At 62.5% G+C, this 23,736-nt stretch carries 23 protein-coding genes; 5 read left to right on the top strand and 18 right to left on the bottom strand.

Going from position 1 to position 23,736, the window contains the following annotated elements; translation table 11 throughout:
- Together H7995_RS09520 and H7995_RS09515 are read right to left on the bottom strand one after the other, a co-directional pair.
- The gene (locus H7995_RS09520) at positions 1-3,060 is read right to left on the bottom strand and encodes an efflux RND transporter permease subunit (protein ID WP_166588575.1); all 3,060 of its coding nucleotides are present in this window, start codon (positions 3,058-3,060) and stop codon (positions 1-3) included.
- Between the two features lie 6 nt (positions 3,061-3,066).
- Positions 3,067-4,167: an efflux RND transporter periplasmic adaptor subunit gene (locus H7995_RS09515; RefSeq protein ID WP_166588576.1), complete on the bottom strand. Its 1,101-nt coding sequence runs from the start codon at positions 4,165-4,167 to the stop codon at positions 3,067-3,069.
- A gap of 94 nt (positions 4,168-4,261) precedes the next feature.
- Between H7995_RS09515 and H7995_RS09510 the strand changes: the two genes are divergently transcribed.
- Complete coding sequence (locus tag H7995_RS09510) at positions 4,262-4,897, top strand: TetR/AcrR family transcriptional regulator (protein WP_185818273.1); 636 nt, start codon at positions 4,262-4,264, stop codon at positions 4,895-4,897.
- Positions 4,898-4,931: 34 nt separating this feature from the next.
- On the opposite strand, the gene H7995_RS09505 is transcribed toward H7995_RS09510, so the two are convergent.
- A complete protein-coding gene (locus tag H7995_RS09505) occupies positions 4,932-5,714 on the bottom strand; it encodes a class I SAM-dependent methyltransferase (RefSeq protein WP_166588578.1) in 783 nt (260 codons plus the stop codon).
- Positions 5,715-5,807: 93 nt separating this feature from the next.
- On the opposite strand from H7995_RS09505, the gene H7995_RS09500 reads away from it, so the two are divergent.
- Entirely contained in the window at positions 5,808-6,428 is a 621-nt protein-coding gene (locus H7995_RS09500; RefSeq protein ID WP_185818272.1) for an energy transducer TonB, read from the top strand.
- A gap of 3 nt (positions 6,429-6,431) precedes the next feature.
- Here the strand turns inward: H7995_RS09500 and H7995_RS09495 are convergent, their stop codons facing one another.
- The 7 genes from H7995_RS09495 to ppc all read right to left on the bottom strand — a co-directional run bounded on the left by H7995_RS09495 (position 6,432) and on the right by ppc (position 13,647).
- Positions 6,432-7,133: an extensin-like domain-containing protein gene (locus H7995_RS09495; protein ID WP_206684524.1), complete on the bottom strand. Its 702-nt coding sequence runs from the start codon at positions 7,131-7,133 to the stop codon at positions 6,432-6,434.
- Between the two features lie 13 nt (positions 7,134-7,146).
- On the bottom strand, positions 7,147-7,968 hold the full coding sequence (locus H7995_RS09490; RefSeq protein WP_182343652.1) for an isocitrate lyase/PEP mutase family protein: 822 nt from the start codon (positions 7,966-7,968) through the stop codon (positions 7,147-7,149).
- Positions 7,969-8,002: 34 nt separating this feature from the next.
- Positions 8,003-8,863 (bottom strand): DUF72 domain-containing protein, encoded by an 861-nt coding sequence (locus H7995_RS09485; protein ID WP_185818271.1) that lies wholly within the window; start codon positions 8,861-8,863, stop codon positions 8,003-8,005.
- Complete coding sequence (locus tag H7995_RS09480) at positions 8,863-9,159, bottom strand: hypothetical protein (protein WP_166588582.1); 297 nt, start codon at positions 9,157-9,159, stop codon at positions 8,863-8,865. Before H7995_RS09480 ends, H7995_RS09485 begins: the two co-directional genes overlap by 1 nt.
- Before the next feature lie 153 nt (positions 9,160-9,312).
- On the bottom strand, positions 9,313-9,987 hold the full coding sequence (gene tsaB, locus H7995_RS09475) for a tRNA (adenosine(37)-N6)-threonylcarbamoyltransferase complex dimerization subunit type 1 TsaB (protein WP_166588583.1): 675 nt from the start codon (positions 9,985-9,987) through the stop codon (positions 9,313-9,315).
- Between the two features lie 93 nt (positions 9,988-10,080).
- The gene (adk, locus tag H7995_RS09470) at positions 10,081-10,728 is read right to left on the bottom strand and encodes an adenylate kinase (RefSeq protein WP_166588584.1); all 648 of its coding nucleotides are present in this window, start codon (positions 10,726-10,728) and stop codon (positions 10,081-10,083) included.
- A gap of 288 nt (positions 10,729-11,016) precedes the next feature.
- Positions 11,017-13,647 (bottom strand): phosphoenolpyruvate carboxylase, encoded by a 2,631-nt coding sequence (gene ppc, locus H7995_RS09465; protein ID WP_182343649.1) that lies wholly within the window; start codon positions 13,645-13,647, stop codon positions 11,017-11,019.
- 214 nt (positions 13,648-13,861) lie between these two features.
- Between ppc and H7995_RS09460 the strand changes: the two genes are divergently transcribed.
- From H7995_RS09460 to lptF, 3 genes are all read left to right on the top strand, one after another.
- Complete coding sequence (locus tag H7995_RS09460; RefSeq protein WP_166588586.1) at positions 13,862-14,206, top strand: pilin assembly protein; 345 nt, start codon at positions 13,862-13,864, stop codon at positions 14,204-14,206.
- Between the two features lie 283 nt (positions 14,207-14,489).
- Positions 14,490-14,903 (top strand): DUF4398 domain-containing protein, encoded by a 414-nt coding sequence (locus H7995_RS09455; protein ID WP_166588587.1) that lies wholly within the window; start codon positions 14,490-14,492, stop codon positions 14,901-14,903.
- A gap of 53 nt (positions 14,904-14,956) precedes the next feature.
- Positions 14,957-15,745, top strand: coding sequence for a lipotoxin F family OmpA-related lipoprotein LptF (lptF, locus tag H7995_RS09450; RefSeq protein ID WP_166588588.1), 789 nt, complete (start codon positions 14,957-14,959; stop codon positions 15,743-15,745).
- 125 nt (positions 15,746-15,870) lie between these two features.
- On the opposite strand, the gene H7995_RS09445 is transcribed toward lptF, so the two are convergent.
- The 8 genes from H7995_RS09445 to H7995_RS09410 form a co-directional block, all read right to left on the bottom strand.
- On the bottom strand, positions 15,871-16,200 hold the full coding sequence (locus H7995_RS09445) for a PA3694 family proteiin (protein WP_166588589.1): 330 nt from the start codon (positions 16,198-16,200) through the stop codon (positions 15,871-15,873).
- Positions 16,197-17,111, bottom strand: coding sequence for an alpha/beta hydrolase (locus H7995_RS09440; protein ID WP_182343647.1), 915 nt, complete (start codon positions 17,109-17,111; stop codon positions 16,197-16,199). Before H7995_RS09440 ends, H7995_RS09445 begins: the two co-directional genes overlap by 4 nt.
- Positions 17,112-17,157: 46 nt before the next feature.
- The gene (locus H7995_RS09435) at positions 17,158-18,435 is read right to left on the bottom strand and encodes a flavohemoglobin expression-modulating QEGLA motif protein (RefSeq protein ID WP_166588591.1); all 1,278 of its coding nucleotides are present in this window, start codon (positions 18,433-18,435) and stop codon (positions 17,158-17,160) included.
- A 26-nt stretch (positions 18,436-18,461) separates the two neighbouring features.
- On the bottom strand, positions 18,462-19,022 hold the full coding sequence (locus H7995_RS09430; protein WP_182343645.1) for a hypothetical protein: 561 nt from the start codon (positions 19,020-19,022) through the stop codon (positions 18,462-18,464).
- A gap of 53 nt (positions 19,023-19,075) precedes the next feature.
- The gene (locus H7995_RS09425; protein WP_166588593.1) at positions 19,076-19,792 is read right to left on the bottom strand and encodes a TetR/AcrR family transcriptional regulator; all 717 of its coding nucleotides are present in this window, start codon (positions 19,790-19,792) and stop codon (positions 19,076-19,078) included.
- Between the two features lie 97 nt (positions 19,793-19,889).
- Positions 19,890-21,392 carry a lysine--tRNA ligase gene (lysS, locus tag H7995_RS09420; protein WP_166588594.1) on the bottom strand — a complete coding sequence of 501 codons (1,503 nt, stop codon included), beginning with the start codon at positions 21,390-21,392 and terminating at the stop codon, positions 19,890-19,892.
- Positions 21,393-21,507: 115 nt separating this feature from the next.
- A protein-coding gene (prfB, locus tag H7995_RS09415) for a peptide chain release factor 2 (RefSeq protein ID WP_166588595.1) occupies positions 21,508-22,603 on the bottom strand; the annotation gives its coding sequence in 2 pieces (ribosomal slippage) (positions 21,508-22,530 and positions 22,532-22,603; 1,095 coding nt in all).
- 107 nt (positions 22,604-22,710) lie between these two features.
- Positions 22,711-23,712 (bottom strand): response regulator, encoded by a 1,002-nt coding sequence (locus H7995_RS09410; protein WP_166588596.1) that lies wholly within the window; start codon positions 23,710-23,712, stop codon positions 22,711-22,713.
- Positions 23,713-23,736: the final 24 nt, after the last annotated feature.

The following is a 23,736-nucleotide window of genomic DNA, read 5'->3' as shown; positions in this document are numbered from 1 at the left end:
TTACTCCTTCCTGACCCGAAACCACGCCGCATACAGTGCCGGCAGGAACAACAGGGTCAGGGCCGTGGCGACGATCAGACCGCCCATGATGGCCACCGCCATCGGGCCGAAGAACACGCTGCGCGACAACGGGATCATCGCCAGCACGGCGGCCAGCGCCGTCAGCACGATGGGCCGGAAACGCCGCACCGTGGCTTCGATGATCGCCTGCCAGGGCTTGAGACCAGCCCGAATGTCCTGTTCGATCTGGTCCACCAGAATCACCGAGTTACGCATGATCATCCCCGACAGGGCGATGGTGCCCAGCATCGCCACGAACCCGAACGGCTGGCGAAACACGATCAGGAACAGGGTGACACCGATCAACCCCAGCGGTGCCGTCAGGAACACCATGATGGTGCGCGAGAAGCTGCGCAGTTGCAGCATCAGCAAGGTCAGCACCACCACGATGAACAACGGCACACCGGCCTTCACCGAGTTCTGGCCACGGGCCGAGTCTTCCACCGTGCCGCCGACATCCAGCAGATAGCCGTCAGGCAGTTCGGCACGAATCGGCTCCAGGGTCGGCAGGATCTGCTTGACCAGGGTGGCCGGCTGTTCCTTGCCATAGATGTCAGCGCGCACTGTCACGTTGGGCAAGCGGTTGCGGTGCCAGATGATCCCCTCTTCAAAGCCGTATTCCAGGGTCGCCACCTGGGACAGCGCCACGCTTTTACCGTTGTCGGTCGGTACCGCCAGGCTCGACAGCAGCGACAGTTCGCTGCGCTCCTGCAAGGTGCCGCGCAAGAGGATTTCGATCAACTCGTTGTCTTCACGGTACTGGCTGACGCTGGAGCCGGTCAGCGAGCTTTGCAAAAACTTCGACAGATTGGCGGTGCTCACGCCCAGCGCCCGAGCCCGGTCCTGGTCGACATTGAGGTACACCACCTTGCTCGGCTCTTCCCAATCCAGGTGCACATTGACCACATGGGGGTTCTCGCGCACCTTGGCCGCCACTTTGCGGGCCAGGGCACGCACCTCCTCGATGTGCTCGCCGGTCACCCGGAACTGCACCGGGTAACCCACTGGCGGGCCGTTCTCCAGGCGCGTCACCCGTGAGCGCAATGCCGGGAACTGCTCGTTGAGGGTTTCGATCAGCCAGCTGCGCAGGTTCTCTCGCTCCTCGATGGTATTGGCCAGCACCACGAACTGAGCAAAGCTTGCCGCCGGCAATTGCTGGTCCAGCGGCAGGTAGAAACGCGGCGAACCGGTACCGATGTAGGCCACGTAGTTTTCGATGCCGGCGTGTTCCTTGACCAATGCCTCCAGGCGCTTGACCTCGGCGGTGGTATTGCTCAGCGAGGCACCTTCGGCCAGCTTCAGATCGACCATCAGCTCCAGGCGGCCGGAGGCCGGGAAGAACTGCTGCGGGACAAACCGGAACAGCACCACCGAGGCCACGAACAGCACGACGGTCAACGCGATCACCGTTTTACGCCGGCGCACGCACCACTCCACCAACCGCCGGACCCGTTGATAGAACGGCGTGCCGTAAGGGTCGGGCTGGCCGGCGCCGTGCTTGGCCGCGTGAAGCTTCGCCAGGTCTGGCAGCAGCTTCTCGCCCAGGTACGGCACGAACACCACCGCTGCCACCCAGGACGCCAGCAACGCAATGGTCACCACCTGGAAGATCGAGCGGGTGTATTCGCCGGTCCCCGATTGCGCCGTGGCGATCGGCAGGAAGCCGGCTGCGGTGATCAAGGTGCCGGTGAGCATCGGGAAGGCGGTGCTGGTCCAGGCATAGCTGGCGGCCTTGAAGCGGTCGTAGCCCTGCTCCATTTTGATCGCCATCATTTCCACGGCGATGATCGCGTCGTCCACCAGCAGCCCCAGGGCCAGCACCAGCGCGCCCAGGGAAATCTTGTGCAGGCCGATGCCCAGGTAATACATGCAGGCAAAAGTCATCGCCAGCACCAGGGGAATCGCCAGGGCAACCACCATGCCGGTGCGCACACCCAGCGAGAAAAAACTCACCAGCAGGACAATCGCCAGCGCTTCGACCAACACCTGCACGAATTCACCGACACTGGTTTTCACCGCCGCCGGCTGATCCGAAACCTTGCGCAGTTGCATGCCGGCCGGCAGGTTGTTCTGGATGCGCTCGAATTCCAGTTCCAGGGCCTTGCCCAGTACCAGGATGTCGCCGCCGTCCTTCATGGCCACTGCCAGGCCGATGGCATCCTCGCCCATAAAGCGCATGCGCGGCGCCGGTGGATCGTTGAACCCGCGATGCACGTCGGCCACATCGGCAATCCGGAAAGTCCGGTCGCCGACCCGGATTGGAAACCGCTGGATCTGCTCCACCGTCTCGAAGTTGCCCGTGACCCGCAGTTGCAGGCGCTCGCTGCCGGTTTCAAAGAAGCCGGCGTTGGACAGCGCGTTCTGCTCCTCCAGCGCCTGCTGCACAGCGGCCAGGGGCAAGCCCAGGGTGGCGAGCTTGACGTTGGACAGCTCGACCCAGATCTTCTCGTCCTGCAGTCCGAGCAGCTCGACCTTGCCGACATCCTTGACCCGTTGCAGCTGGATCTGGATGCGGTCGGCATAATCCTTGAGCACCGCGTAATCAAACCCCTCGCCGGTCAGCGCATAGATATTGCCGAAGGTGGTGCCGAATTCATCGTTGAAGAATGGCCCCTGGATGCCTGGGGGCAGGGTCTGGCGAATGTCGCTGACCTTCTTGCGCACCTGGTACCACAGATCGGGAATCTGCTCGGAGTGCATCGAGTCGCGGGCAATGAACGTCACCTGGGATTCGCCGGGGCGGGAGAACGAGACAATGCGCTCGTACTCGCCGGTTTCCATCAGCTTCTTCTCGATGCGTTCGGTGACCTGGCGCGATACCTCCTGGGCGGTGGCCCCAGGCCAATTGGTCTTGATCACCATGGCCTTGAAGGTGAACGGCGGGTCCTCGCTCTGCCCCAACTTGGTGTAGGACAGGGTGCCAACGACGGCCAGCAGGATCATCAGAAACAGTACGATCTGGCGATTGCGCAACGCCCATGCGGAAAGATTGAAACCCATTGAGTATTACTCCTTGCCCGCCAGATTGACTACGCGGTTGGAGCGATCCACCGGTCGCACCTGTTGGCCTTCAAGGAGCACATGCACCCCGGCCGCCACGACCCAGTCGTCGGGGTTCAAGCCTTCGAGCACCGGCACGGTTTTTTCGCCGAACGCGCCGACCCGCACCGGGGCTTTTTTCAGTTTATTGTCGGCACCCACGACCCAGACATAGGTGGCACCGTTCTCGGCCGTGAGCGCCGAAAGCGGCACGGTGAGCGCAACGGCATCGGCGCTCTGAATGAACACCCGGGCGCTTTGCCCAAGTTCGGCCGGGACCTTGCCGGCGGTAAAGGTGATACGCGCCGCGAAGGTCCGCGACTTGGGATCGGCGGCGGGCGACAGCTCGCGAATCGTGCCGGCGAATCGCTGTCCTTGTTGGGTCCAGAGTTCGACCGTGACCGGCTGGCCGACCTTGAACCGGCCAAAATGCTGCTCCGGCAGACTGATCAGGACCTCACGCTCGCCATCGGTGGCCAAGGTAAAGACCGTTTGCCCGGCGCCCACCACTTGCCCGACTTCCACTGCGCGCTTGGCCACGACCCCATCCTGGGGCGCGCGCAACACCGCATAGCTGGCCTGATTGCTGGCCACGTCGAACTCCGCCTTGATTTGCTTGAGGCGTGCTTCACCGGAGCGGTAGAGGTTCTCGGCATTGTCATACTGCGAGCGGCTGACCATCTGCCGCTCCATCAGGGTCTTGTACCGGTCGCGTTCGGCGCGTACCAGGTTGAGGTTGGCCGCTGCCGCCGCGACCTGGGCCCGGGCTGCGTCCAGTTGCAGGCGCACGTCCTCGGGATCGAGCTCGGCCAGTGCCTGGTTGGCCTTGACCCGTTGCCCTTCGTCGACCAGTCGTCGGCTGACTTTGCCACCGATGCGAAAGGCCAGGTCCGGCTCATAACGCGCGCGGACTTCACCGGGGTAGCTGTCCAGCGCCTGAGCCGAAGGCTCTGGCTGGACCACCATGGCCGGGCGTACGGTGGCCTGCACCGGCTCTTCGTGACCGCATGCCGTTAATAACAGCGCCAGGCTGACTGGCAACGCGAGGGGCAAGGCATAGCGGAACATGGTGAGCGACCTTTCGCTAATGGTGCTTGGAATAATTATACTGGGCGGTATGTTATTAATAGCAAACTCACCAGTCCAGTATTAAAAGCGAAAAATGTCCGACACTCTTTCTCCCTCCAACGGCCCGGGCCGCCCAAAAGATCTCGCCAAGCGCGAAGCGATCCTCGAGGCAGCCAAGCGCCTGTTCCTGAGCAACGGTTATTCGAGCACCAGCATGGACGCGGTGGCGGCTGAGGCCGGCGTATCAAAACTGACCGTCTACAGCCACTTCAATGACAAGGAGACGCTGTTCAGTGCCGCGGTCATGGCCAAGTGCGAAGAGCAAGTGCCCACCCTGTACTTCGAATTGCCCGACGGCATGCCGGTAGAACATGTATTGCTGAACATCGCCCGGGGTTTTCATCAACTGATCAACAGCGATGAATCAGTCAACCTGCACCGCCTGATCATGGCCCTGGGCAGCCAGGACCCGAAGCTCTCGCTGATCTTCTTCAACGCCGGCCCGCAACGGATGCTCAACGGCATGGAGCGCTTGCTGGGCAAGATCGACCAACTGGGGGCCTTGCGCATCGACAAGCCGCGCAATGCCGCCGAACACTTCTTTTGCCTGCTCAAGGGCGCGGGGAATTTCCGTCTGCTCTACGGCTGCGGCGAGCCGCCCATCGGTGAGGCGGCCGAAGCCCATGTGCAGGAAGTGGTGGGGTTGTTTATGCGGGCGTACAGGCCCTAGGTGGCTACAAGCTGCAAGCCATGTAGCTTGCAGCTTACGACTTGAGGGCTTTTTTCGGGTAGATGTCATACCGGCTGGACTTGCCATCCAGCGCATGACTCGGCTTCGGCCCGGCGATGCAGGGGGCCTTGCGGGGGCGTTTGACCACGACCCGGTGGCTGGCCAGGGCCAGGGCGGCTTCCAACAGGGCCGGGGCATCCGCGTCGTCTCCCACTAACGGGCGAAACAGGCGCATCTCCTTTTTCACCAATGCGGTTTTCTCACGGTGTGGGAACATCGGATCGAGGTAGATCACCTGCGGTGGCTCGCCTTCCCAGTTGCGCATCAGCTCGATCGAATTGCCCTTGAGCAAGCGCATCCGCGCGACAATCGGCGCCACCTCGAAATCTTCTGCCGCCCGGGCCAGACCGTCCTCGAGCAAAGCGCCAATCAACGGCTGGCGCTCGATCAGACTGATTTCACAGCCCAGGCTCGCCAGCACAAAACCGTCCTTGCCCAGCCCCGCCGTGGCATCCAGCACCCTGGGGCGCACGCCCTGGGCAACGCCCACCGCCTTGGCGATCATCTGTCCACTGCCGCCACCGTACAACCGACGATGGGCCGCGCCACCTTCGACAAAGTCCACCCGCACCGGACCCGGCGCATCCGGCCCCAGTTGCTGCAACTGCAGGCCCTGCTCACCCACTTGCAGGGCGAACTCGGCATCGTCCAGTTGCAGCGGCAGGCCCAGGCACTCGGCCCAATGCAAGGCTTGCGCCTGAAAGCCATCCGCCAGGGCCTGGACTTTGATGCGGCTGGCCGCAGGTTGCTCACTCATCAGAAAACACACTCAAAAAATTAATGATCGGCAAAAACGGCCGATAACCAAACTATCGAGCATTTTGCCAGAGCTGAGCGTCGACCGAGAAAAATGTCAGACATTCAACACGTACCCGCCGGGTTTATTTCGCCTTACCGCGAATACAGCCGGCACAACACCCAAACACTGAGCGGCGTCAGTCACCTGTGGCAGGATTTTTTTGCCCAGGCCCTGGCCGATCAGTTGGGTGACCGGGTACCGGCGGCGGGCGACTACACGCCCGTTGCCATTGACGGTCCGATTGAGCCCGCAGGCGGCACCGAGCTGCTCAACGAAATCGTCTGCCAGCGCGCATGCGACGTCGTCGATACCGAGATCCGCCCGCCCGAGCCGTTGTTCCTGCCGATTGCCGAATTCGAAATGGAACTGCTGGACCCGCCAGCCCCGCCCTTCCCGGCTGACGAGATCGTCGCCCAGCAAGCGCAACAGGACTTCGACCGCGAGTGGCTGCGCCCGCTGGTGCTCACCGCCGGCCAACCACTGCCACCCCCATCGCCAGCTCCGCAACCACGGGCGCTGTTCCTGCCGATCGCCGAGTTCGAACTGCAACTGTTGCCGCCGCCTGCCCCGCCCTATCCACCGGAAGAACTGGTCGAACAGCAGAAGCAACTGGACTTCGACACGCGCTGGGCACGACCGGTCGTCCTGCACAACCTGCGCATCGCCGCCTGAGTCTCAGCGACACACCCACCAGGGCCCCGCATCCAGGTGAAAATGATTGCGATGGGCGGCGTTATAGTCCGGGCTCAGCACGACGTTGAACACCTCACAGGCGTCATCGCGCACCTGGCGCAAAAACCGCGCATCGGTGTTGTCCTGTGGCCAGTCCCGCAGCACGTTGACAGTGCGCCCATCGGCCAGGCGAAAACCGGCAATGTCCAGGGCGTTGGCCGTGGCGTGCTGGCTGCGTGCGGCTTTTTCCCGGTTGTACATAGTGCGGCAGGCAAAGCTGCCCAGGTGATCGACCCGCGTCACCGCCTGGCCGTAGACCGCCTGAGCCGCCGGCTGCAGCGCGTGGCGCTGAAACAGGGCAAAGGCCACCGCCAAGGGGCAACTGGCGAGAAAGCTGCTGCTCAGCGCCACCTCGCCACCTTGCACACGCAAGGTGTTGTGCAACGGGCAGGCCGCATCGACCGGGCTGTCCGCCTGGCGGCTGAACTTAAGGCCAGAAGTGGCGAGTACCTGGTCACAGAGTGTCGGGTTATCACGCAGGCGCATCAGCTTGTAGCGCGTCAGCAGGTTCGGCGCCGCCTGCACATCCAGCGGCGCCCAGGGATTCCATGCCGCAGGCACTGCAATCCAGCCACGCCAGACGCCGAACATCACAGCCCCCACCAACAATGACAACAGTGCCAGGACTTTCAGCCACTTCACCATCACGCCCCGTCAGTCAGCCCTTGAACAGTTGATTGGCCTGCGCGTACGGCATCGAGCGCTCGGTGAAGCCAAAGGTGCCATGCTCCTGAATCTCCCGGGCGGCGCGGAAGAACTCGCCATAGGCCGCCAAGGCCATGGCCGAACCGACGCTGATGCGCCTGACCCCCATCTCGCTGAGTTGCGCCACGTTGAGCTTGAGCCCCCCGGACATCAGGACGTTGACCGGTTTGGGCGCCACCGCCTGCACCACCGCCAGCACCTCAGCGGCCGTACGCAGGCCGGGGGCATACAGCACATCGGCGCCCGCCTCGGCAAACGCCTGCAGGCGGCGGATGGTGTCGGCCAGGTCTGGGTTGCCGTGCAGGTAGTTCTCCGCGCGGGCGGTCAAGGTGAAGGGGAATGGCAGGCTGCGTGCGGTCGCCACCGCCGCTTCGATGCGCGCCACGGCATGCTCGAAGCAGTAAATGGGGCCGTCTTCGCGGCCCGTGGCGTCTTCGATGGAACCACCGACGGCCCCGGCACTGGCGGCACGCAGCAGGCTTTCGGCGCAGAGCGCAGGGTCATCGGCAAAACCGTTCTCCAGGTCCACGGCAACCGGCAAGTCACTGGCCGCGACTATCGCCCGGACGTTGGCCAGGGTGTCCTCAAGCTTCAGCGCGCCGTCGGGGCGGGCCATGGAAAACGCGTAACCGGCACTGGTGGTCGCCAACGCCTGGTAACCCAGGCTGGCCAGCATCCTGGCCGAGCCGGCATCCCAGGGGTTGGGGATCACAAAGGTCCCGGGACCTTCGTGCAAGGCTTTGAACGCTTGGGCTTTGAAGATCTGCGTTGCCATTGGCTCTCTCCTGTCGCGGGGGATTGGCCCGTCGTCAGAGCAACCCAAGCTGCTCCGCGGCGGGTTCTCTGTATAGCTCAGGCAGCGCCGGCAAGCCAGGCAAACGCGTCATCAATCGGGCATGAAAGTGCTGTGCCAAGGCGGCTGCCTGCAGGTTGTCGGCGGTGTGCAGGAAGATGTACGGCGTGCGTCCCTCTTCGATCCACTGGGCGATTTTCTCGACCCAGGGCGTCAGGAACGGATCATTGGCCAGCAGCAGCGGATGACCGATGAAGCGCACCTGCGGGCACTGGGTGAACGCTGCCGGGCGAGTCGGCACATTGGGTTTCTTCGACTGCGCATGCAGGACCCCAGGGTCGCGCGAGGTGCAACTGAACAGCGCGCGCGGGTCCAGGCAGATCCGTTCCACGCCACGCGCCAGCAGCAGGCGATTGAGCTGGCGCTCGGCGTCGCCCTTGGCAAAAAAATCCCGATGCCGCACTTCCACCGCCAGGGGCTGCTGCAAACCGTCGATGAACCCCGCCAGTTCCGGCAAGCGTTGCGGGGTGAAGGCCTTCGACAGCTGCAGCCAGTACGGCGCCACCCGCTCACCCAGCGGGCTGAGCAATTGCACGAAGGACTCCGCGGCCGTCAGGTGCTCGCGCAGATCCCCGCCGTGGCTGATATCGCTGGGGAACTTGGCGGTGAAACGAAAGTGCGCGGGCATGGTTTGCGCCCAGCGTGCCACCGTCGCCGGTGCCGGGCGCGCATAGAAGGTGGTGTTGCCTTCAACGGCGTTGAATACCTGGGAATACAGTTCGAGGAACTGGTTGGGACGGGCGTCTTGCGGATACAGGTACTGGCGCCAGGCGTTTTCGCTCCAGGACGGGCAGCCGAGGAAATACGGCAGCGACATCAGATGTGCAGGTCGAGACCCAGCACTTCCATGTCCCAATCGACGAAAGCGGCGGTACTCAGGTAGCTGGCCAGGGCCAGGGAGACATGCCGGCTCATGGCGCGGTGGTAGAGCAGGTCTTGCGGGCGCGCGGGCAGGTTGCTCTGGCGCTGTGCGGCGCGGGCGGCCAGTTGCTCTTCAGAGGGCACTTGCGGTTCATCGTCGTGGTCCAGGACGGACTCGTCCACCGTCGCACTGCCTTTGCGAGGCTTGCGGGGGATGGGATAGGACTGCGAGGAAAAACCGTCTACGCGCATAGAGATAAACTCGTTATCAATGATGGCAATTTAGCGGCACTTACTGCGACGCGCAAACTGCCAAGTGATAACTAGAACACATAAAAGGCAAAAGGTTTAAAAGCCCGGGCTGGAAACTGACGATTGGCTGCAATGACAGCCGCTGACCCAGGCTTAACGGGCCTTGGGCGTCGCCACTTTGTCGCGCAGGTAAACCGGCTGGGCGTTGTCAGCCACAATCGCTTCACCACGCTCCCAGGCGAACCGCGCCAGGCTCAGCAAGTCCTGGGCGTGGGGCAGCATGCCGGCGTCCTGGCCACTCAGGCTGACGGCTATGCGCTCGGCATACCCCCAACCGGTACCGGCGCCAAACCAGTCACCCGCAGCATCAGCGGGCAACGCCGCGACTTCCGGTGGCAACACGGCCTCGGCGCCGACCAGACGCATTTCACCGGCGGTTTCGCGGTAGCAACCCCAATAGACTTCATCCATGCGGGCATCGATGGCGGCCGCCACCTGGGTCGCGCCGTGCTCACGCAACGCGCGCTGCGCCAGCACGGCCAGGTTGGACACTGGCAACACCGGACGATCCAGGGCAAACGCCAGGCCCTGGACCACGCCAATGGCAATCCGTACGCCGGTGAACGCCCCAGGCCCACGCCCGAAGGCAATCGCATCGACCGCCTGCAAGGTGGTGCCGGCCTCGGCCAGCAATTGCTGGATCATCGGCAGCAGCTTTTGCGCATGCAGGCGCGGGATCACCTCGTAATGGCTGGTTACCTTGCCGTCATGCAGCAAGGCAACGGAGCAAGCTTCAGTCGCGGTGTCCAGGGCCAGCAAGGTACTCATCGATGTTTCCGTCAGCGTCGTAGAAAAAAGTTCGTCAGTATAAACAACAACGGCCCGCAAGCGGGCCGTTGAACGTAAAGCCAGTGAGCTTTATCAGCTCAGTGCTTCAAGCACCTTGCCGGTGATGGCTTCAACCGAACCAACGCCTGCAATGTGGCTGTACTTCGGCTTGCCTTGGGCAGCCGCGAGATTCTGGTAGAACGCTACCAAAGGCTTGGTCTGATCGTGGTAGACCGACAGGCGATGACGCACGGTTTCTTCGGTGTCGTCTTTGCGCTGCACCAGCTCTTCGCCAGTGATGTCGTCCTTGCCAGCCAGTTTTGGCGGGTTGTAGACGGTGTGGTACACGCGGCCGCTGGCTTCGTGGACACGACGACCGGCGATACGCTGGACGATTTCTTCGTCGTCGACAGCGATTTCCACTACGTGGTCCAGCTCGACGCCTTCGCTGACCAGTGCTTCAGCCTGCGGAATGGTGCGCGGGAAACCGTCGAACAGGAAACCGTTGGCGCAATCCGGCTGGGCGATACGGTCCTTGACCAGGGCGATGATCAGGTCGTCGGAGACCAGGCCACCGGCATCCATGATGCTCTTGGCCTTGATGCCCAGCTCGGTGCCAGCCTTGACCGCCGCACGCAGCATGTCGCCGGTGGAGATCTGCGGAATGGAGAATTTTTCGGTGATGAACTTAGCCTGAGTACCTTTACCGGCCCCGGGAGCTCCCAGCAGAATGACGCGCATCGATGTGCTCCTCAATTTCTTATTTATAAACGATCGGATTCGCCGCGTGGGGCCAATCTCAGAATAGGGTCGTGGGCCGCCCAAACGGCCAAAGGCTGATCAAGATACACAGCAGGCACGGCCCACACAAGCCGCCGAAAGTCGGAGGAACCCGCGCCGGCCCAGCCGTTGCGACGAGGTATTACAAGTCGCAACCCCATAACAAAGTGTCGCCTGGCAGGCGCCGGCAGCCCTCCCCTGCGACCGGTTGGCCGGACAGAGCAGGCTGCCGAGGATGCCCATCGGGCCTTAGCCGGTGTTGCGCAAACCGGCGGCAATCCCCGCTACAGACACCAGCAACGCCTGTTCCACTGGGCTGCCCTGCGCCACCTCCTGCTGCCGCGAGCGGGCCAGCAACTCGGCCTGCAATAGATGCAGGGGGTCGAGGTAGGTGTTGCGCAGCCGGATGAATTCCAGGGTGTCGGGGCTATGGGCGAGCAACTGCGACTGGCCAGTCAGCCCCAGGACCACGGCGCAGGCCTGCGACAATAGGTCGCGTAAATGCGCACCCAAAGGCAGCAAATCGGCCTCCACCAGACGCTCGTCGTAGGACCTTGCGATGTCCGCATCGGCCTTGGCCAGGACCATTTCCAACATGTCGATCCGGGTGCGGAAGAACGGCCATTGTTCGCGCATCTGCGCCAGCAGCTCACCTTCGCCACGGGCCAGCGCCTTGCTCAGCGCCGCTTCCCACCCCAGCCACGCCGGCAGCATCAGGCGCGTCTGGGTCCAGCCGAAGATCCACGGGATCGCCCGCAGGCTTTCAATACCACCGGCCCGGCGCTTGGCCGGGCGACTGCCCAGGGGCAGCCGTCCCAGTTCCTGCTCGGGGGTGGATTGGCGGAAGTACTCGACAAACTGCGGATTCTCCCGCACCACAGCCCGATAAGCGCTCACGCCATCGGCGGCCAGTTCGTCCATCAAGCCGCGCCATGCGGGTTCCGGCGGCGGTGGCGGGAGCAAGGTTGCCTCCAGCACAGCGGCCAGATAGAGGTTCAGGTTCTGCTCGGCGATGTCCGGCAGGCCGAACTTGAAGCGAATCATCTCGCCCTGCTCGGTGGTACGGAAACGCCCGGCCACCGACCCCGGTGGCTGCGACAGAATCGCCGCGTGCGCCGGGCCACCGCCACGGCCCACGGTCCCGCCGCGACCATGGAACAACAGCAATTCGACCTGCTGCTCACGGCAGATATCCACCAGCCGTTCCTGCGCCCGGTATTGCGCCCAGGCCGCCGCGGTAGTGCCGGCGTCCTTGGCCGAATCGGAATAGCCGATCATCACTTCCTGGGGCCCTTGCAAACGCGCGCGGTAACCCGGCAGCAGCAACAGCTTTTCGATCACCGGCCCGGCGTTGTCCAGGTCGGCCAGGGTTTCGAACAGCGGCACCACCCGCATCGGCCGCAGCACCCCGGCCTCCTTGAGCAGCAGTTGCACGGCGAGCACATCGGAGGCGGCGCCAGCCATGGAGATCACATAGGAGCCCAGCGACGCCGCCGGTGCAGCGGCGACTTCCCGACAGGTCGCCAGAACCTCTGCGGTATCGGCCGAAGGCTTGAAGTGGCTGGGCAACAACGGCCGGCGGTTGTGCAGCTCAGTCATGAGGAACGCGATGCGCGCCTCCTCGTCCCAGTCTTCATAACGCCCCAGGCCGAGGTAATCGGTGATCTCGGTCATCGCCGAGCAATGCCGGGAGGAGTCCTGACGCACGTCCAGGCGCACCAGGAACAGGCCGAAGGTCACGGCCCGGCGTACACAATCGAGCAGCGGGCCATCGGCAATCACACCCATGCCACATTCGTGCAGCGACTGGTAGCACAGCTCCAGTGGGTCCAGCAGGTCGCGGTTGTTGTGCAGCACATCGGCCCCGGCCGGGGTGTTGCCTGCCAACGACGCCTGGGCCCAGTTGCGGGTCGCCCGCAGGCGGTCGCGCAATTGCTTGAGCACCGCCCGGTAAGGCTCGGCACTGTCACCGGCCTTGGCCTGCAGGGCCGCACTGGCCCGTTGCATCGACAGGTCGGCCGCCAGTTGATCGACGTCGCGCAGGTACAAGTCAGCCGCCATCCAGCGTGCCAGCAGCAGCACCTCACGGGTCACCGCCGCCGTCACATTGGGATTGCCGTCACGGTCGCCGCCCATCCAGGAGGCGAAGCGGATCGGCGCGGCCTCCAGCGGCAAGCGCAGGCCGGTGGCGGTCTGCAGGGCCAGGTCGGCCTTGCGCAGGTAATTGGGAATCGCCTGCCACAGCGAGTGTTCGATCACCGCGAACCCCCACTTGGCTTCGTCCACGGGCGTGGGTCGGGTGCGGCGGATTTCTTCGGTGTGCCAGGCCTCGGCAATCAAACGCTGCAAGCGCTGGTGGATCTGCTCGCGCTCGGCACTGGTGAGGTCGCGATGGTCCTGCGCGGCCAGTTGCGCGGCAATCGCGTCGTATTTCTGGATCAGGGTCCGGCGCGCCACTTCGGTAGGGTGCGCAGTGAGCACCAGCTCGATCTCCAGGCGGCCCAATTGCCGCGCCAGTGACTCGGCACTGTGGCCCTCCGCCCGCAGCCGGGCCAGCAGTTGCGGCAGGACCCGCGCCTCGAACGGCGCCGGCTGCGACTCGTCGCGGCGATGGATCAACTGGTACTGCTCGGCGATGTTCGCCAGGTTGAGGAACTGGTTGAACGCCCGCGCCACCGGCAGCAGTTCATCCTCGCTCAACTGGTTGAGGCTGGCACTCAGCTCGGCGTCCATGGAGCCACGCCGGTCAGCCTTGGCACCCTTGCGAATCTGCTCGATCTTGTCGAGAAACCCATCCCCGTACTGCTCGCGGATGGTGTTGCCCAACAGCTCACCCAAGAGGTGAACATCTTCGCGCAAGCGTGCATCGATATCGGTCATCAGCGGTTCTCCAGCGAATGGCAGTCAGCTATCAGGCGCAGTCCTGAGGCTCAAGAGTGCCGCTCGCAGCCGGTTCTTACAAGCAGGCGACGAATCGACTTTAAACCTTCGCGGTTGCGGCTAGTCTCATGAGTAAGCCATACCCAGGCTTGCGATCGGCCACCGCCGTAGACGCATCACACCCTGTCACGAGCAGGTGATTATTGAGGTCATTATGAAAATTCGTGAACTGGCCCAGCATTGGGAAGAAACCGCCAAAGGCCGTTTGACCAAGACCGGCTACAGCATTCACCTGGACGTCGAGGCCGCTGCACGCCTGGCGGCACTCAGCGAAATGTACCCCAAGCGCCACCCCGAAGAGTTGCTCGGGGAACTGATTGGCGCCGCCCTGGAGGAACTCGAAGCGAGCTTCCCCTACATCAAGGGCCAGCAAGTCATCGCCACCGACGAAGAGGGCGATCCGCTCTACGAAGACGTCGGCCCCACCCCACGCTTCCTCGCCCTGTCCCGGCAACATCTGCATGATATTTCGGCCGCAGCCGGCAAGCAGAAACACTAGCCACACCTGCGTTCCACACTTCTGAAACCGCGTATTCCTGAGCCCTTTGTGGCTCGGGAGTACTCCTGCACGACGAAAAAGTTCCCGGTTTAGAGCCTCGCGCAAGGCCTCGACGGTTTTTTGGGCGATACGCCATCTTTTCTGAACTTTGAAAAAAAGCCATGGGTCAGACCCAGTAACCATCACTGGAACAGCCGTACCACATCACGCTGTCGCAGGCGCCGCCCAACGTTCCCACGGCTCCACAACCAGGATGGATTTGACGATGTTCAGGAGTTATCCAATGGAGTTGAAGACCATGAAAACCAGCACCGCCACCACCACGTCCACATTCCCGCGCGGTCTCAAGTTGGCCGCCCTGGCACTCGGTTGCGGCTTCGTCCTGGCCGGATGCGCCGGCAACCCGCCGACCGAGCAGTACGCCGTGACCCAATCAGCGGTCAACAGCGCCGTCAGTGCCGGCGGTACCGAGTTTGCCGCAGTGGAAATGAAAGCAGCCCAGGACAAGCTCAAACAAGCGGAACTGGCCATGCACGACAAGCAGTACGACCAGGCCCGACTGCTGGCCGAACAGGCTGAGTGGGATGCCCGCGTCGCCGAACGCAAAGCCCAGGCGATGAAGGCCGAACAGTCGCTCAAGGACTCTCAGCAAGGCGTTCAGGAACTGCGCCAGGAAAGCCAGCGCAGCGTGCAATAAGCCCTGCCCCACGCCCCTGTGCACCCGCGAATCGATAGAAAGGACGAACCACTATGCGTAAGCAATTGATGATCCCAGCTCTCCTGGCCGCCAGCGTTGCCCTGGCCGCCTGCTCGACACCTCCCAATGCCAACCTGGAACAGGCCCGGACCAACTACTCGGGCCTGCAGGCCAATCCACAAGCAAGCAAAGTCGCGGCCCTGGAAACCAAGGAAGCCAGCGACTACCTGGACAAGGCCGACAAAGCCTTCCAGGAGCGCGAGAAGGCCGAGAAGGTCGATCAACTGGCCTACCTGACCAATCAACGTGTTGAAGTCGCCAAGCAGACCATCGCCCTGCGTACCGCTGAAGCCGAGCTGAAAAACGCTTCGGCACATCGGGCCCAGGCCCGCCTTGATGCCCGTGACTCGCAGATCAAGCAGTTGCAGGACAGCCTCAACGCCAAGCAGACCGATCGCGGCACCCTGGTGACCTTCGGCGATGTGCTGTTTGCCACCAACAAGGCTGAACTGAAATCCAGCGGCCTGGTGAACATCAACAAACTGGCGCATTTCCTCGCCGAGAATCCGGACCGCAAGGTGATTGTCGAGGGCTACACCGACAGCACCGGCGCTGCCAGTTACAACCAGAGCCTGTCCGAGCGTCGTGCCAACTCGGTGCGCATGGCCCTGGTGAAAATGGGCGTCGACCCAGCGCGTGTGGTTGCCCAGGGTTACGGCAAAGAGTACCCGGTGGCCGAGAACAGCAGCGTCTCGGGCCGGGCGATGAACCGTCGGGTGGAAGTGACCATTTCCAACGACAACCAGCCGGTGATCCCACGTTCGGCAGTCAGTTCGAACTAAGCGCTTAACGCAGTAACGCAAAAGCCCCGCCTGATTTGATCAGGCGGGGCTTTTTTGTGTGTGTCGGCCGGGATGCCGCCATCGCGAGCAAGCTCGCGCCTACAAGGTCTACAGGCCGAGGCGAATCAGGGCTCGAGCTTCTGCGGGGTTTCCTGGCCCATGCAGCGCACGGCTTTTTTCTTGCTGTTGATCAGCACGCCGGTCAGGCCTTTCTGTTCGGTGTCGAACAACACCAACACGCCGTCGATGCACTGCGCCACTTGCGCAGCCGGCTCCAGGGAGACTTTGTAGTCTTCGCCCGGCACGGTCTTGAGCATGGTGAACTCATTGAGCAACAAGGCGTCTTCCGGCTTGGCAAAGTGCAGGTAGCCGTACCACCACAGGGCAGCGACGGTGCCCAGGATGCTGCAGATACCGGTGATGATCAGTGGGATGGCGTTACGTTCTTCACTCATTGCGGGCTCTCTTGCGGTTGATCGGGTGAATGGCTGGGGGCCGGGTAATTGGGGATCTCTCCCAGGCGGCGCACACCATTGAAGTGCTGCGGATCGTCCAGATAGCGCAGCATGACGGTTCGCCAGACCGGGTCGGCGAATGTCTGCACATGGCCACCGCGGGTCAATTGCAGCACCTTCGGCGGGGGCGCAGCTTGATACAGTCGGATGCCGTTGGAAAGAGGCACGATGGGATCGTCGATGCTGTGGTAGATCAGCTTGGGCACCGCGTTGACCTGGGGCATGGCGCGGATTGCGCTGTCAGCGTCCGGCACCAGCCACGACAACGGCACCTGGAACGGCCAGGTCAGCCAGCTAGTGCTGAGGGCAAACTGGCCCACTTCGCGGTAACTGGCCGGCACGCCGTCGAGCACCAGCGCCTTGAGCTGCGCCTGGCGCTGTGGGTGCTCGGCCAGGTAGTGCAGCGCCATGGCCCCGCCCAGGCTCTGGCCGAGGACAATCAGCGGCGTGCCCTGCACCTGTGGCGCCTGGTCCAGCCATGTGAAGGCGGCGTCGATATCCTGATAGACCTGCGGCAAACCGGGCTCGCCTGCTGACAGGCCATAACCGCGATAGTCCAGCAGCAACACTTGATAGCCCTGCTTGGGCAACCACCAACTGCCCCCCAGGTGCGCCGCCAGGTTGCCGCCATTGCCGTGCAGATGCAGGACCGTGCCCTTGACCGCCACCCCCTCTTTTGCCGGCAGCCACCAAGCGTGCAGCTTGACTCCATCGGCCGTGGTCAGGCTGACGTCGCGGTACTGCAGGCCGGCTTTGTCCGGGGTGAACGGCAGGCCGGGCTCAGGGTAGAACAGCAGCGAGCTGCAGCCGTTGAGGGTCAGGAGCAGGCAAAGGATGCCGAGGATTCTCATCCGTTTGAAGCCTCGCAATGGGTTCAGGGTGCTGCAACCCCCGGGGTTACAGAATATTTGAGTAATCCGCTTCGATCCGGTCCAGGCTCAAGTGGTTGAGGAAGTTGGAGAAGCACATCCAGGCCGACAACGCGTTCATGTCACGAAACTGCGCGGGCAGGTATTTGGGCGGTTCCACCAGGCCTTCATCGACCAACTGGCGCAGGGTTCGCATGTCTTCCAGGGTGGTCTTGCCGCAAAACAGCAACGGGATCTGCTCAAGCTTGCCTTTGCGCACGGCCAACTGAATGTAGTTGTAAACCATGATAAAGCCCTTGAGATAGGACAAGTCTTTGGTAAATGGCAGGCCATTTGGCACCGATCCACGGAATACCCGGCTGGCATTGCCATAGCTTTCGGCCATTTCGAAGCCCTGCTCACGGAAGAACTCGAAAATCTGCAGGAAATCCGCGCCCTCCTCGACCATGTGGATCGCCCGGGTACGGTTGGTCAGCTTGCGCAGGCGGCTCGGGTAGGAGGCGAAGGTGATGATCTCCATCAGGATCGCCAGGCCTTCCTGGGTCACGGTCGAGGACGGTGGGCCCTTGGACAGGAAGGTGCAGATCGGCTGATTCAGCCCGTTGAGCGTGGTGCCCACGTGCACCAGTCCTTCATGCACTTCCAGGGCGCGCACGTCACGCTCGTTGAACATCGCGTCGGTACGAATCTTGATGTAGTCGGCACCGGCCGCCGCGTCGGCGACGATCCCGTCGGACTCGAACACCCGGATGGTTTCCTCGGCCTCGCCGAACACCTTGTTCAAGCGAGTCTGCAGCAGGTGCACCGCCTCTTTGGCGGTGAGGGTCTTGGGCTCGTCCTTGAGGTCGCCGCGACCATCGATGTTGTTCAAGTAGTCGGACATCATCAGGCCCAGATCGGCCAGGGTTGGGTCACCGGCATGGAACGCATCGGACGCCGCGCCATACAGCTCCTGGGAAATCAGCCCGAAGTCTTCGGTGCCACGGGCCTCGAGCATCCGCACCACCATGCGGTACTCCTTGCACATGCGCCGCATGATCTGTCCGACCGGGTTGAACTGGCCGAGCTGGCGAGTGATGTCGCGCTCGATGTTCTGGAATTCCAGCTTCACTTTGCTGGAATCGAAGGCCAGTGGCCGATTGAGGTAATAGTCCCGGTCCACCGCCGGCATTTCCTTGCCCTTGGCCTTGAGGAACCCCTTGCGGATGCTGTCGTCCCATTTCACCGCATCAAGGACCCGGATCGGCGTTTGCGCCAGCACTATGCGATCAGACAAGGTGCGTATCGTCTGCTGGTAATCGTCCACCGGTTGCTCCCTTGGTTAACCGTTGCCTACTGCGCTGATTGAGTGGTGTGCGGCCGTTGATAGCGCGCGGCCTCGACGAATACGTCGGAATTGGCCGGATCGTCGAGGTAGGCGAACACCTGGTCCATGCTGCTGCTGACCAGCACGCCGTCGCCGTCGTCGGTGCTGAAAGGCTCACCCTGGAGGTGTTGCCCAAGCGCCTGGCGGATCTGCTCGAGATCGAGGTTGTAGATCACCAGTTCCTGTTTATCGTTCAGTTCAAACCCGGCGATGGTGAAGTTGCCGCCGTACTGGGCCGGCACCTTGGCCGAGAGGTACCAGCGATTGCCGTGGCGCGCCACCGTGAACGGATAGGCCTCGCGCTCCTTGGGCTTGGCCTTGAAGTAGCTGACCGCCTGGTAGCGGTGCGGGCCGACGCGAGTCAGGTCCAGGTTCTGTGCTTCACCCCAGGCATTCTTGCTGGTCCACTTACCGAGCAAACCCGCCGGCGCAGCCTCGCTGGCGGGCATCGCCTGCTTGAATGACACCAGGCAGCCGCTGAGCAGCAGGAACGACAGGGTGATCACCACGACACGCCAGTACTTCATTCAAGACTCCCAATCAGCACACACCGACACCGCCATCTGCCCAGCCCCCAGGGTTACACCGAGGCCAGCACCAAGTGCATATACCGCGTGAGGATTCCGAGCATTTCTTCCTCCGCCAGCGGCTCTGCCTCGTTGAGCAGGCCTTGATATTCCATCCGTCCGATTATCGCCGTCAACACTTTGGCATCCTGCTGCGGTTCGGGCGAGCCCAGCACCTGGAATAGCTGGCAGGTACCCTGCAGGAGAATCTGCTGGTGGGAACGTACCAGCAACGCCAGGCGCGGGTTGAGCAAGGCTTCCTGGCGGAACGCCTGTTCGGCCATCAGGTGCTCGCGGCGGTTGAGCAATTGCCGGTGCACATAGTCGGCGGTGAACCGGGCAATGTCGTCGGCCAGCCGCGAACGCGACTCGGGGCTGCCATCCCCGCTGTCGACCATCTCGCGCAGCAGCCCCTCGTGATTGGCCCACAGCTTGGCCATGTAGGCCGCACTGCGCTCCACGTACTGGGCAAAGGTATCGGTGAGCAGGTCATCGATGTCCTTGAAATAGTAGGTCGTCGCCGACAGTGGCACGCTGGCCTCGGCGGCCACGGCGCGGTGCCGCACCGCCCGCACGCCGTCGCGCACGACAATGCGCATCGCGGCGTCGAGAATGTCCTGTCGACGCTGTTCACTGCCCTGTCGACTGGCCTTGCGGCCCTGGTACTGAACACTTTCAGCGACCGCCGTGGCGACCCCCGCTGCTCCTTCTTGAGCATTTGCACGATTCACCGGTCTTACCTCGCAGTTGGAAGCAATAAGTTGATACGTTTGTTCCATACAGGCAATAAAAAGCCGCCTGATGTAGGCGGCTTTTTCACTGCGGCATTTACGCTTGCGGTCGCATGTGCGGGAACAGGATCACATCGCGGATCGATGGCGAGTTGGTCAACAACATCACCAGGCGATCGATACCGATGCCCTCACCCGCCGTCGGCGGCATGCCGTACTCCAACGCACGCACGAAGTCGGCGTCGTAGTGCATGGCTTCGTCGTCACCGGCGTCCTTGTCGGCCACCTGGGCCATGAAACGCTCGGCCTGGTCTTCCGCGTCGTTCAACTCGGAGTAGGCGTTGGCGATTTCGCGACCACCGATGAACAGCTCGAAGCGGTCGGTGACATTCGGGTTGTCATCGTTGCGACGGGCCAGCGGCGACACTTCAAACGGGTACTGGGTGATGAAGTGCGGCTGCTCCAGCTTGTGCTCGACCAGTTCTTCGAAAATCATCACTTGCAGCTTGCCCAGGCCTTCGAAGCCCAGCACCTTGGCCCCGGCTTTCTTGGCGATGGCGCGCGCCTTGTCGATGTCGGTCAGGTCGTCGGCGGTCAGCTCAGGGTTGTACTTGAGGATCGAGTCGAAGACCGACAGACGCACGAACGGCTCGCCGAAGTGGAACACCTTGTCACCGTACGGCACGTCGGTGCTGCCCAGGACCAGCTGCGCCAGTTCACGGAACAGTTCTTCGGTCAGGTCCATGTTGTCTTCGTAGTCGGCGTACGCCTGGTAGAACTCCAACATGGTGAATTCAGGGTTGTGACGAGTCGAAACGCCCTCGTTACGGAAGTTGCGGTTGATCTCGAAGACTTTCTCGAAACCACCGACCACCAGGCGCTTGAGGTACAGCTCAGGCGCGATACGCAAGAACATTTCCATGTCCAGGGCGTTGTGGTGCGTCTCGAACGGCTTGGCCGCCGCACCACCGGGGATGGTTTGCAGCATCGGCGTCTCGACTTCAAGGAAGTCGCGCTTCATCAGGAAGCTACGGATATGGGCGATGACTTGCGAACGCACGCGGAACGTCTGGCGCACTTCTTCGTTGACGATCAGGTCAACGTAGCGCTGGCGATAACGCTGTTCGGTGTCGGTCAGGCCGTGGTGTTTGTCCGGCAGCGGGCGCAGCGACTTGGTCAGCAAGCGCACGCTGGTCATTTCCACGTACAGGTCACCCTTGCCGGAACGGGCCAGGGTGCCTTCGGCGGCGATGATGTCGCCCAGGTCCCAGGTTTTCACCGCGGCCAGGGTTTCTTCGGACAGGGTCTTGCGGTTGACATAGACCTGGATGCGCCCGGACATGTCCTGGATCACCATGAACGAGCCACGGTTAAGCATGATGCGACCGGCAACCTTGACCGGGATTGCAGCCTCTGCGAGCTCTTCCTTGGTCTTGTCCGCGTACTGCTTCTGCAGGGCATCGCAGTAGTTGTCGCGGCGGAAGTCGTTCGGGAAGGCGTTGCCCTTGGCGCGCTCGGCAGCAAGCTTTTCCTTGCGCAGGGCGATCAGGGTGTTTTCTTCCTGTTGCAGGGCTTGCGGATCGAGTTCTAGGTCGCTCATGTCTTCAAAAATTCCATCACGGGTTCGTTGCCCCCAGGCCTGCGGCCTGGGGATCGCCGGCAAGCCGGCTCCTACAGAGGATCGCGGTGTGTCAGGCGATCCCGTGCTGCATGTCTTACAAGCCTTGTTTCAGGCTGGCCACCAGGTATTCGTCGATGTCGCCGTCGAGCACCTTGTCGCAGTCGCTGCGTTCGATGTTAGTGCGCAGATCCTTGATCCGCGAGGCATCGAGCACGTACGAGCGGATCTGGTGACCCCAGCCGATGTCCGACTTGGTGTCTTCCAGGGCTTGCGAAGCGGCGTTGCGTTTCTGCACTTCCTGCTCGTACAAGCGCGCCCGCAACATTTTCATCGCGGTGTCTTTGTTGGCGTGCTGGGAGCGTTCGTTCTGGCAACTGACCACGGTGTTGGACGGTACGTGGGTAATACGTACGGCCGAGTCGGTGGTGTTAACGTGCTGACCACCGGCACCGGAGGAGCGGTAGGTGTCGATACGCAGGTCCGACGGGTTGATGTCGATTTCGATGTTGTCATCGATTTCCGGCGACACGAACACGGCCGAGAACGAGGTATGGCGACGGTTGCCGGAGTCGTACGGGCTCTTGCGCACCAGGCGGTGCACGCCGATCTCGGTGCGCAGCCAGCCAAAGGCGTACTCGCCCTTGATGTGCACGGTGGCGCCCTTGATCCCGGCGACTTCACCGGCCGACAGTTCCATGATGGTCGCGTCGAAACCGCGTTTGTCCGCCCAGCGCAGGTACATGCGCAGCAGGATGTTGGCCCAGTCCTGGGCCTCGGTGCCACCGGAGCCGGCCTGGATGTCCAGGTAGGCGTTGTTGGCGTCCATCTCACCGCTGAACATGCGGCGGAACTCGAGCTTCTCGAGGGCCTCGCGCAGGCGTTCGACTTCAGCTGCAACGTCGTCGACGGCGGCCTGGTCTTCTTCCTCGGCAGACATCAACAGCAGGTCCTTGGCATCGGCCAGACCGCTGGACATCTCATCGAGGGTTTCTACGATCTGGGCCAGCAGCGAGCGCTCGCGACCCAGGTTCTGAGCGTACTCAGGGTTGTTCCAGACACTCGGATCTTCAAGCTCGCGATTGACTTCGGTCAGACGCTCATGCTTTTGATCGTAGTCAAAGATACCCCCGAATAGTTTCGGAGCGCTCGGACAGGTCCTTGATACTGTTAAGGATCGGGTTGATTTCCATGGCGGGCAGCACTCGTTGGCGAACTTTTGAAAGCCGGCGAGTATAACGTAATCAGGCCGCCACGGCAGCCCGCCTGGCGGCTATTGGGCCACCAAAACGGCTGTTTTTTACTCGATCCCCACCTGATTGCGCCCATTGTGCTTGGCCAGGTACAAGCCCTTGTCAGCCGCCGAAATCAATTGCCGGCAGTCGCTGCCCTGTTTCGGGGTGATGGTCGACAGGCCGATGCTGATGGTCAGGCTCGCGCCTTCGGCCGGGGCGATGTGGGGGATCTTCAGGGCGGCGACGGTCTGACGGAGTTTTTCAGCCACCAGTCGTGCACCGCCCGGCGAGGTGTTGGGCAGCACCAGGGCGAACTCTTCACCGCCATAACGCGCCGGCAGGTCCGAGGGACGGCTGCTGGCATCACGGATCGCCGTCGCCACCTTGCGCAGGGCTTCATCGCCCTCAAGATGGCCGAAACTGTCGTTATAGGACTTGAAGTAGTCGACATCGATCATCAACAACGACAATTGGGTCTGGTCCCGCAGCGATCGCCGCCACTCCAGTTCCAGGTACTCGTCGAAGTGCCGGCGGTTCGACAGGCCGGTCAGGCCGTCGGAGTTCATCAAGCGCTGCAGCACCAGGTTGGTGTCGAGCAACTGCTGCTGGCTGACCCGCAACGCCCGGTAGGCCGCGTCGCGCTGGATCAGCGTGGTGTAGGAGCGCGAGTGATACCGAATACGCGCCACCAGCTCGATGTTGTCCGGCAGTTTCACCAGGTAATCGTTGGCCCCGGCGGCAAACGCCGCGCTCTTGATCAAGGGGTCTTCCTTGGTCGACAGCACAATGATCGGGATGTCCTTGGTTGCCGGGTGGTTGCGGTAGTCGCGCACCAGCGTCAGGCCGTCCAGGCCGGGCATCACCAGGTCCTGCAGAATCACCGTCGGCTTGATGCGAATCGCCTGGGCGATGGCCTGGTGCGGGTCGGCGCAGAAGTGGAAGTCGATGTTTTCTTCGTTCGCCAGCCCCCGCCGCACGGCTTCGCCGATCATGGCTTGGTCGTCGACCAGCAGCACCATCGCGGCATTTTCATCGTTCTTGAAATCGTCGAGCTGTAACTCATCCATGGGGATTCACCTGAAATACTACTT

It is taken from the genome of Pseudomonas kielensis (assembly GCF_014236655.1).
Classification (GTDB): domain Bacteria; phylum Pseudomonadota; class Gammaproteobacteria; order Pseudomonadales; family Pseudomonadaceae; genus Aquipseudomonas; species Aquipseudomonas kielensis.
The sequence above is the reverse complement of the archived record's forward strand: the minus strand, read 5'-3'. Positions and strand labels throughout refer to the sequence as shown.